This is a genomic window from Phenylobacterium sp. (assembly GCF_030693805.1).
Classification (GTDB): Bacteria; Pseudomonadota; Alphaproteobacteria; order Caulobacterales; family Caulobacteraceae; genus Phenylobacterium.
Genome location: NZ_JAUXZW010000289.1, coordinates 1 through 8,206, shown reverse-complemented (window position 1 = coordinate 8,206; position 8,206 = coordinate 1). Strand labels below are relative to the sequence as shown.

At 62.9% G+C, this 8,206-nt stretch carries 10 protein-coding genes and 1 pseudogene; 3 read left to right on the top strand and 8 right to left on the bottom strand.

The features are described from left to right. Positions 1-102: 102 nt before the first annotated feature. Complete coding sequence (argH, locus tag Q8M88_RS11145; RefSeq protein ID WP_305597228.1) at positions 103-1,524, bottom strand: argininosuccinate lyase; 1,422 nt, start codon at positions 1,522-1,524, stop codon at positions 103-105. Between argH and Q8M88_RS11140 the strand changes: the two genes are divergently transcribed. Next, positions 1,525-2,142 carry a TlpA disulfide reductase family protein gene (locus Q8M88_RS11140; RefSeq protein ID WP_305597227.1) on the top strand — a complete coding sequence of 206 codons (618 nt, stop codon included), beginning with the start codon at positions 1,525-1,527 and terminating at the stop codon, positions 2,140-2,142. 185 nt (positions 2,143-2,327) lie between these two features. Next, a complete protein-coding gene (locus tag Q8M88_RS11135; protein ID WP_305597226.1) occupies positions 2,328-2,531 on the top strand; it encodes a cold-shock protein in 204 nt (67 codons plus the stop codon). Positions 2,532-2,571: 40 nt separating this feature from the next. Here the strand turns inward: Q8M88_RS11135 and Q8M88_RS11130 are convergent, their stop codons facing one another. Continuing rightward, complete coding sequence (locus tag Q8M88_RS11130; RefSeq protein ID WP_305597225.1) at positions 2,572-2,955, bottom strand: helix-turn-helix domain-containing protein; 384 nt, start codon at positions 2,953-2,955, stop codon at positions 2,572-2,574. Between the two features lie 203 nt (positions 2,956-3,158). On the opposite strand from Q8M88_RS11130, the gene Q8M88_RS11125 reads away from it, so the two are divergent. Continuing rightward, on the top strand, positions 3,159-3,914 hold the full coding sequence (locus Q8M88_RS11125) for a hypothetical protein (RefSeq protein WP_305597224.1): 756 nt from the start codon (positions 3,159-3,161) through the stop codon (positions 3,912-3,914). On the opposite strand, the gene Q8M88_RS11120 is transcribed toward Q8M88_RS11125, so the two are convergent. The 6 genes and pseudogenes from Q8M88_RS11120 to Q8M88_RS11100 form a co-directional block, all read right to left on the bottom strand. After that, positions 3,911-4,201, bottom strand: a complete 291-nt coding sequence (locus Q8M88_RS11120; protein ID WP_305597223.1) for a DUF1330 domain-containing protein — start codon at positions 4,199-4,201, stop codon at positions 3,911-3,913. The two genes, Q8M88_RS11125 and Q8M88_RS11120, sit on opposite strands and share 4 nt — an antisense overlap. Before the next feature lie 68 nt (positions 4,202-4,269). Further along, complete coding sequence (locus Q8M88_RS11115) at positions 4,270-5,733, bottom strand: pilus assembly protein TadG-related protein (RefSeq protein WP_305597222.1); 1,464 nt, start codon at positions 5,731-5,733, stop codon at positions 4,270-4,272. Between the two features lie 95 nt (positions 5,734-5,828). After that, a complete protein-coding gene (locus Q8M88_RS11110; protein WP_305597221.1) occupies positions 5,829-6,080 on the bottom strand; it encodes a hypothetical protein in 252 nt (83 codons plus the stop codon). Positions 6,081-6,161: 81 nt separating this feature from the next. Beyond that, a complete protein-coding gene (locus Q8M88_RS11105; protein ID WP_305597220.1) occupies positions 6,162-6,536 on the bottom strand; it encodes a response regulator in 375 nt (124 codons plus the stop codon). Positions 6,537-7,319: 783 nt separating this feature from the next. Then, positions 7,320-7,979: an acyltransferase family protein gene (locus Q8M88_RS17735; RefSeq protein ID WP_371132682.1), complete on the bottom strand. Its 660-nt coding sequence runs from the start codon at positions 7,977-7,979 to the stop codon at positions 7,320-7,322. Between the two features lie 104 nt (positions 7,980-8,083). Next, positions 8,084-8,206 (bottom strand): annotated as a pseudogene (locus Q8M88_RS11100) (IS5/IS1182 family transposase); the annotation flags it as partial.

Sequence of the window (8,206 nt, the reverse complement as noted above, 5' to 3'; positions counted from 1 at the left end):
GGTCGGCGTCGTAGAGCGGGCCGGGGCGTTCCAGATCACCCAGCTTGCCGCAGCCGGCGAGGGCTGTGGCGGCGGCGAAGGCGGCGGCGAGGGCGAGACGGTTCATCGCAGGAGTTCCTTCCAACGCGCAACCTGGGCGCGGACCTGATCGGGGGCTGTTCCGCCATAGCTGCGGCGGCTGACGACCGAAGCGAGCGGCGTCAGCACCTCATAAACGCCCGCGGTGATCCGTGGCTCCAGCGCCTGGAGTTCCGAGAGCGGCAGGCCGGCGAGATCGCAGCCGGCGTCCTCGGCGCGCTTCACAGCGGCGCCGGTGACATGGTGGGCGTCGCGGAACGGCAGGCCAAGCTCGCGCACCAGCCAGTCGGCGAGGTCGGTGGCGGTGGAGAATCCGGCGCCGGCCGCGGCGGCCATCCGCTCGACGTTCGGGGTCAGGTCGGCGACCATGCCGGCCATCGCTGACAGTGACAGCTCCAGGGCGTCGAAGGCTTCGAAGGTCGGGACCTTGTCCTCCTGCATGTCCTTCGAATAGGCCAGCGGCAGGCCCTTCATCACCACGACCAGTTGAGTGAAGGCGCCCAGCAGACGGCCTGCCTTGGCGCGGACCAGCTCGGCGGCGTCGGGATTCTTCTTCTGCGGCATGATCGAGGAGCCGGTGGTGAAGGCGTCCGACAGTTTCACGAACCCGAACTGCGGCGTCATCCACAGCACGATCTCTTCCGCCAGCCGGGAGAGGTGGGTGGCGCAGATGGTCGCCGCGGCCAACGCCTCCAGCGCGAAGTCGCGGGCCGAGACGCTGTCGAGCGAGTTGGCGGTCGGCCGGTCGAAGCCCAGCGCGCTCGCCGTCGCCTGGCGGTCGATGGGGAAGGGGGACCCCGCGAGCGCGGCCGCGCCCAATGGGCTCTCGTTCATCCGCGCGGCCGCGTCTGCGAAGCGCGAGGCGTCACGGCCGAACATCTCCACATAGGCCATCATGTGGTGGCCGAAGGTCACCGGCTGGGCCGGCTGCAGATGGGTGAAGCCCGGCAGCAGGGTCTCGGCGTGCGCTTCAGCCTGGATCAGCAGAGCGCGTTGGAGGGCGACGATCTGGCCCTGGGCGCCGGCGCAGGCGTCACGCACCCACATGCGGAAATCGAGCGCCACCTGGTCGTTTCGCGAGCGCGCCGTATGCAGCCGCCCGGCCGCCGGCCCGATCAGCTCGCGAAGGCGGGCTTCCACATTCATGTGGATGTCCTCGAATTCCTCGCGGAACGGGAAGGCGCCCGAGGCGATCTCCGCCGCGATGGCGTCCAGGCCCTGTTGGATCGCGGCTTCGTCGGCGCTTGATATCACCCCTTGCTTGAGCAACATCGCGGCGTGCGCCCGCGAGCCCGCAAGGTCCTGGGGCGCAAGGCGGCGGTCGAAGCCGATGGAGACGTTGATCGCCTGCATCAGCGCATCCGGCCGGTCCGAGAAGCGACCGCCCCACATCGCCTGTCCGCCGCCGGCGGGTCGGTTCGAAGCGTTCGAGGAGTCGTCGGTCATATGAGCGATCATTCAACGGCCAAGCCCAGGGCCGGCCTCTTGAAGTGGGCGCTCTGGGGCGCCGCCGGGCTCGGCGTCGCGGCCGTTGTCTACATCATGGTGCAGGCTTCCACCAATCCCACGCGCGACGCGGGGCTGAAGCCTCTGGCCCGCGGCGAGATGGCCAAGCTGACCACGCCTGCCGAGGCGACGGCGGCGCCCGCCAACAGCTTCTACGATGCGGCCGGCAGGCCGGTGCGGCTGGCCGACTTCAAGGGCAAGGTTGTGGTGCTGAACATGTGGGCGACCTGGTGCGGGCCCTGCATCATCGAGATGCCGACGCTGGCCAAGCTGCAGACGGCCTATGCCGGCAAGCCGGTGGAGGTGGTGGCGGTCAGCATCGACGGCGAGAAGGACCAGGACAAGGCGCGCCAGTTCATCGGTCAGCACGCGCCGTTGAAGTTCTACGCGGACCCGAAGTTCAAACTGCCGTTCGCCTTCACCCCGCCGGCGACAGGGATGCCGACCACGGTGATCTTCGGACCTGACGGCGTCGAGCGCGGCCGACTGGCTGGCGACGCGGACTGGTCGGCGCCTGAAGCGCGCGCGGTGATCGATCACGTGCTGGCTGAAGGTTGACTGCGCCGCGCGTTGACCCTCACCCTGCGACAGGGAAACAACGACCATTCCGCGCATCTCGGCGCGCCCTCTTAAGACACGCCGCGAGCGGTCCAAAAATCGCCGCTTCCCCATCTGATTGAGATGTTGCATCGGCGCCGGGCCAACCGACGCCCTCGACCCGGACTTCCAGGAGACGCGCGGACATGGCCAACGGCACCGTGAAGTGGTTCAACAGCACCAAGGGCTTCGGTTTCATCGAGCCGGAGGGCGGCGGCAAGGACGTGTTCGTCCACATCTCCGCCGTCGAGCGGGCCGGCATGAGCGGCCTGAACGAAGGCCAGAAGGTCAGCTATCAGCTCACCGAAGAACGCGGCAAGACCGCGGCGGTCGATCTGAAAGCCATCTAACCCCGACCAGCGCTCCCCGCGACCGCTCGGCGTCCTGGGTTCAGGCGACGGCGCGGTTGCGTGGAGTCTCGCTGCGGGCAGCCAGCGATTGCAGGAATTGCACGAGCGTGTGCCGCGCCTCGCTGGGCAGCCGTTCATAGGCCGCGAGCAGATCCGTCGCGCCCGGCGTGCGGATGCGCGTCAACAGATCCAGGTCGTTGACCGCCTCGGCGTCGGGCGTGTCGAGCACGTCCATCAGGTCAACCACACGGCAGCGCAAAGCGCGCGCGATCTGCACCAGTCGGGAAAACGAAATCCGGTTGGCGCCGTTCTCGTACTTCTGGACCTGCTGGAAGCTTACCCCGCACTGCTCGGCCAGGGCCTCCTGGGACATGCCGATCGTCCGCCGGCGAATCCGCACCGCTGCGCCTAGCGCGATGTCCATCGGATCAGGCGCCTTGGTGGAAGGCTCACTCAAAGTATTGTCTCCCCAGACCACAACTCGCGCCCCCCGGGCGCGACATCGACACTTCAAATAGCGAAGATGACTCAAGAATCATATTTCAACCTGGAAAAGTTGACGTATCGCCGCAGGCTTCACCACGCGGGCGCCCGCGCACCGGTCATGCCGCATCGAGGAGCCACCCCATGAAGGCGCCATCGCCGTCGCTCTACCTGGCTGCGCCCTGCTACGGCGGCCTGGCCAATATCGCCTTCATGCGCTCGGTGCTGGACCTGCAGGCGGCATGTCATGCGCAGGGGATCGGCCTGCATGTCGAGCTGATGGGCGGCGATGCGCTGATCACCCGCGCGCGCAGCCGGCTCGCCGCTCAGTTCCTGGAATCCTCGGCGACCCATCTGTTCTTCTGCGACGCGGACATCGGCTTCCGGCCTGAGAACGTCATGCGCCTGCTGGCGGCGGACAAGGATCTCGCCGGCGGGGTCTATCCGCTGAAGTCCATCGATTGGGAAAAGGCCCGTCGCGCGGCTCAGGCCGGCGTCGCCGATCTGCAGGCGGCCTCGGTCGGCTATGTGATCCGCTTCATCCCGACGCCCGACAGCAGCGTCGAGGTCGACGACGCAGGCTTCGCCAAGGTGGCCTACGTCGGCACCGGATTCATGATGATCAAGCGCGAGGCGGTGGCGCGGGTGGTCGCCGCCCACCCTGAACTGCGCGCCAGGATGGGCGACATGGCCGACCAGGCCGCGCCGGAGGCGGTCATGGTGTTCGACACCATGATCGAACCCGAGACGGGCCAGTACCTGTCGGAGGACTACGCCTTCTGCCGGCGCTGGCGCGACCTGGGCGGCGAGATCTGGGCCGACATGGAGTCGCGCCTGACCCACGTGGGCCACGCGGCCTATTCAGGCAGCCTCACCGCGGCGATGACCCGCCGCGATTAGGACTCGAGGCCCTGGACCAACAGGAAGCGGTAGTCGACCTTGCCGACGCGTTCTTTCCGCGCCTCTTGATAGGCGGGGCTGTTGAACCAGGCTTTCGCCTCGTCGACGCTGGGGAACTCAAGCATCACTATGCCTTCGGCGGGCTCGCCCTCGAGCGCGATCACCTCGCTGGTGCGCACGCGCGGCGTGATCTTGTGGTCGGCGCGCGCGAGCGCGGCCTTCTTGCCGTAGGCGGCGTAGGCTTCGGCGTCGGTCTCGCCGCGGATCGCGATCACATAGGCGGGCATCTCGGCCTCTCTCCCTGGTTGGTGTGCTGGCACCTTAACCAGGGAGAAGCGCGCCGGCCACCGCGTCGTTATTTGGCGATGTAGATCTGGCGCAGGGCGTCGGCGATGTTCTGGAAGGCGGCGTCCAGCTTGCCGGCGTCGGCGGCGTCGAAGTAGTGCGCCGGGTCGCTCGCGCAGTTCAGCAGGATGCCCTTCACCGTCGCGTCGGTGACCTCGAAGGCTACGGTGAACACCTCGATCTTCTGCGCCTTGATGTTGTTGCAGAGTTCGGTCGTATAGCCGTTGGTTTGGGCGATCGTGCGGGTCCCCGACGGGGCCGTGTGCTGGCCCTTGGTGGTCCCCGATCCCGGATTGAGCGCCAGGGTGTTGGTCCCGTCGGTCATCAGGATCATCGCCTTGCGCGGCTTCAGGTTCTTCCCAGTGGCGTCGTACACCGCACCCTCGGTCAGCGGAATCGGCGCCGACAGCATGTTGAAGCCCCAGGCGAGGCCAGCCGGCAGATACGTCTCGCCGGTGGCTGTGAGGGCGTTGATGCCCGATAGTATCTTGCTGTTGTTCGTGGTCAGCGGCGTGATCTCGGCGCCGCAGTTGACGTTAAGATAGCCCGGATAGCGGCGCGAGGTGTCGTTGTCGGTGACGTTCTTCGGATAGGGCGGCGAGCCGACGCAGCCGCGGAAGGTGTACTTGTTGACGTACGGCGCGGGGCAGTTCTGTTGCGGCGGGTTGACCGGCGTGGTCACGCAGTTGATGTTGCGGCTGCAGGTGGTGTTGTAAGGGACGCCGTCGTTGACCTTCGTGCAGGCGTACTTCTCAGTCTGGCATGTGGTCTTGCTGGTGATCGTCGTGCAAGGGGGCGTCACGGGTACCGAATAGTCCACCGGTACATCGGCCCACGGCTGGTAGCGCGCGGCGACGCCGACGTTGACGTACTGCCCGAAAGGCACGATGCCCAGCTTGACGTTGGTGACGCCGCTGGGCGTCATCTTGGTGACCAGGTTTTTCGCCGCAACCTTCAGCGCGGTGATGCGCGCGCCGCTCATCGAGCCGGTGGTGTCGAGCACCATGACCAGCTCCACGGGGGACTCCTGGCCCCGCTTGACCAGCGAACTGACCTCGATCTTGATCGGCCCGCGCCAGATCAGCGAGACCAGCGGATCCAGGGTCGCCTGGGCGTTCACCGCGACGCTGTTCTCCGGTGCGCTCTTGAAGGTCGAGACCGTCAGCTTCGACGTGCCTTCGCGGTATTCGCTCTTCAGGATCTTGTCGCCGGCCAGATCCATCTGCGCGTCGGTCTGCGGTCCGATCCGCGCCACGGCGACGGCGCTGGCGTCCACTGCATCCTGCAATCGCGTCCGCGTCGACTGGATGCGGCTGAGGTCGACGGCGCCGAACACGAACATCACCAGCACCAGCGCGGCGAGGGCGAACCAGATGGCGATGGCGCCTCTCCGGTCGGCCAGGAAGGTGAGCAGCCGCGCGGCCCGCGAGGCGGGGCGGCGATCGGCGATCGGCGTGCTGTCGTCAGGGGTCATGCGGCGAAGCTTTCGATTTTCGCCGTCTTTGATACAGGCAGGTGGTTAAAATTGCGGTTCCGCAGCCGCGACTTCCCTCGGATGCCGGTGGCGCCCTAGTCGCGGACGGTGGTCATCCGCTTCAGCTTCTCAGGGTCGGGGCGCCACATGGGAAAGCCGTCGGCTTCCATGCGGGCCAGCTGCTCCTCCTCGAAGCGCCGCACCAGCGGGGCGATAACGTTGTCGTCGGACACGCCCCGGGCTCTGCCCGCGCGACGGCGTTGCAGCAGCACGGCGAGCGCAGCCAGGCCAAGCGCCGCCGCGATCACGGCGCACAGGGCGAGGGTCGACTGGAAGAGCGCGGCCATGGCGGACGTTTCCCTTGAACCGGGAGCATCCTAAGTCCGAACCCGCCCCGCCAAAAGACCGATTGCGCCGCATCGACAAGATCACGTCTCGGCGTGGGTGATCGAGCTTTCCACGGCCGCGATCATGTCGCGAGACCCGAGCGGCTTGCTGATGAAGATCGAGCCTTCCACGCCCTCGGCGGCGTGACGCTTCGCTGCCGAGCCGGAAATGTAGACCACAGGCAGGTGAGGATAGGCGGCACGCGCGTGCCGCGCTAAATCGAAACCGTCGGGTCCTGGTCCCAGGTCGATATCTGTAATCAACGCAGAGAGATACTGGTGTCGGTCGAGGACTTCGAAAGCTGCCGTTGCGCAGAACGTCGAAACGACGCGGTATCCATGACCGCGCAGCGCGTCGCACATTTCCAGATTACACAGCACATTGTCATCGACGAATAGGACGCGTTGGAATTGCATTTGAGGTTACCTCTACGTAATAAACAACCTCAGGTCGAATTGTTTCCCTGTGTTCCGTATTAATTCAGAGCGCTGGCGCGGCCGCCGGGGCGGCCCGTTCGTCGATAGCCGCGGCGTCGTGCACAAACGACAACGTGATCCGCATCATGCCCCTAGCGCGACCTGTGCTGCGAAGAAAGGCGTGTAAATATCGGCGCGCTCAGGCCGAAAGCAAAGCGCCATAACTCAAGTTTGGTCGGCTTTTCGGCCGCAAGCCGGTGAGTGCTTTCGACCCATAGCGGAACTTGAAGATGACAACATTCTGACATTAGGCCTGCATCGCTCCGGATAACTTCAGGGCCAACGCAAGCGCGCCGCCCGCCTCAAGTCACTGTCTCGAACTGGTCTGTGAAAGCCGGTCCTTCAGGCGGTTGAGAGGGCTTTCAAAAAACTTCCAAGAGAATCCAGCAAGCAAGAACGTGGCAATAACAGTTGAGATCAATATATATCTCGAAACTTCATGTGCAGTCGAGCTGTTCATTGCAATGTTATTAGCGATATCTAAGAGTATTGGGTGAAAAATATATAATCCATAGCTTATTTTCCCGGTGTATCTTAGTGGTGAAAAATCTAATATCTTTCCCACGACCCCGCCGATACCGCTAGACGAATGGAAAATGATCGCGCCGAATATTCCAGATAAGAAGAAATTGGTCGTTATCGTGTCTGCGTATTTAGTCAAATTGAAATATCCGCAAAGTGCGACTATGGACATTCCAATCGAGCATAATATTAAGGCAGCATTTATGAATACATACATTGATTGGCGATTCCAATATGAATCGCCAAGGCAATTCCGCTCCCGATGCCTAGGCTATCAAAGTTGGAAGCCGTTGACATCCAAGCGCCTAGATTGTCTCCATAATCTAGCAATATCCACGTATAAACATAATATGATCGCGTCACAATTGCGGCTAACACTAGAAATATTGATATAGCTAATGACCACCGGAAAGGTAACAGCAGTACTATCCAGGGCCAAATCAAATAGAACTGTTCCTCAATAGCAAGACTCCAAAAGTGGGCTGCCGTGGCTATCATCCATTCTTGATCTATCATTTTTAAATTGATCGTATACGTGCTCAACCATAGTGCGTACTCTCTTATGTCTGGGGCCGAAAATACGATTAGGGTGACCAAAGAAATATAATACAGAGGAAATATTCTAATTGATCGGCGAATATAGAATGTTTTAATTTCGTGAAAAATATTTGTATTATTGCGCAGAATACTCTCTCGACATCTAACGAGTATTCCGGTTATTAGGAATCCGCTTGCGACAAAGAAAAGCTGCACACCCACCGTTCCAAGGCTGGCGAATATTAGATTTATATTATGAGTCAAGAAATGGTGGATGATAACCGCTAGAATAGCGAGCCCCCTAACGCCGTCCAGTTGGGACATCCTCAAGAGAGGGGGCATGAGGGGGGCTGAGTCGGGGCCGCAACAAGCAGACTTATTCATGCGGTCGAGCTTGCTTCAACAAAGCATAGAGTCCGTTTGGAAACTCACGGGTGGGTGGTCCGGCGTAGCAGGTTTCCGCCCATGGCGACGAGGATCATGGCCTGCGAGACGTCGATCCGGGCCTCGTAGTCGCGGACCAGACGGCGCCAGCGGGTCATCCAGCCGAA

Coding starts and splice junctions, on each gene's coding strand:
- Q8M88_RS11135 (WP_305597226.1), top strand. CDS start 2,328: ATGGCCAACGGCACCGTGAAGTGGTTCAACAGCACCAAGGGCTTCGGT.
- Q8M88_RS11140 (WP_305597227.1), top strand. CDS start 1,525: ATGAGCGATCATTCAACGGCCAAGCCCAGGGCCGGCCTCTTGAAGTGG.
- Q8M88_RS11115 (WP_305597222.1), bottom strand. CDS start 5,733: ATGACCCCTGACGACAGCACGCCGATCGCCGATCGCCGCCCCGCCTCG.
- Q8M88_RS11110 (WP_305597221.1), bottom strand. CDS start 6,080: ATGGCCGCGCTCTTCCAGTCGACCCTCGCCCTGTGCGCCGTGATCGCG.
- Q8M88_RS11120 (WP_305597223.1), bottom strand. CDS start 4,201: ATGCCCGCCTATGTGATCGCGATCCGCGGCGAGACCGACGCCGAAGCC.
- Q8M88_RS11130 (WP_305597225.1), bottom strand. CDS start 2,955: ATGGACATCGCGCTAGGCGCAGCGGTGCGGATTCGCCGGCGGACGATC.
- Q8M88_RS11125 (WP_305597224.1), top strand. CDS start 3,159: ATGAAGGCGCCATCGCCGTCGCTCTACCTGGCTGCGCCCTGCTACGGC.
- Q8M88_RS17735 (WP_371132682.1), bottom strand. CDS start 7,979: ATGTCCCAACTGGACGGCGTTAGGGGGCTCGCTATTCTAGCGGTTATC.
- Q8M88_RS11105 (WP_305597220.1), bottom strand. CDS start 6,536: ATGCAATTCCAACGCGTCCTATTCGTCGATGACAATGTGCTGTGTAAT.
- argH (WP_305597228.1), bottom strand. CDS start 1,524: ATGACCGACGACTCCTCGAACGCTTCGAACCGACCCGCCGGCGGCGGA.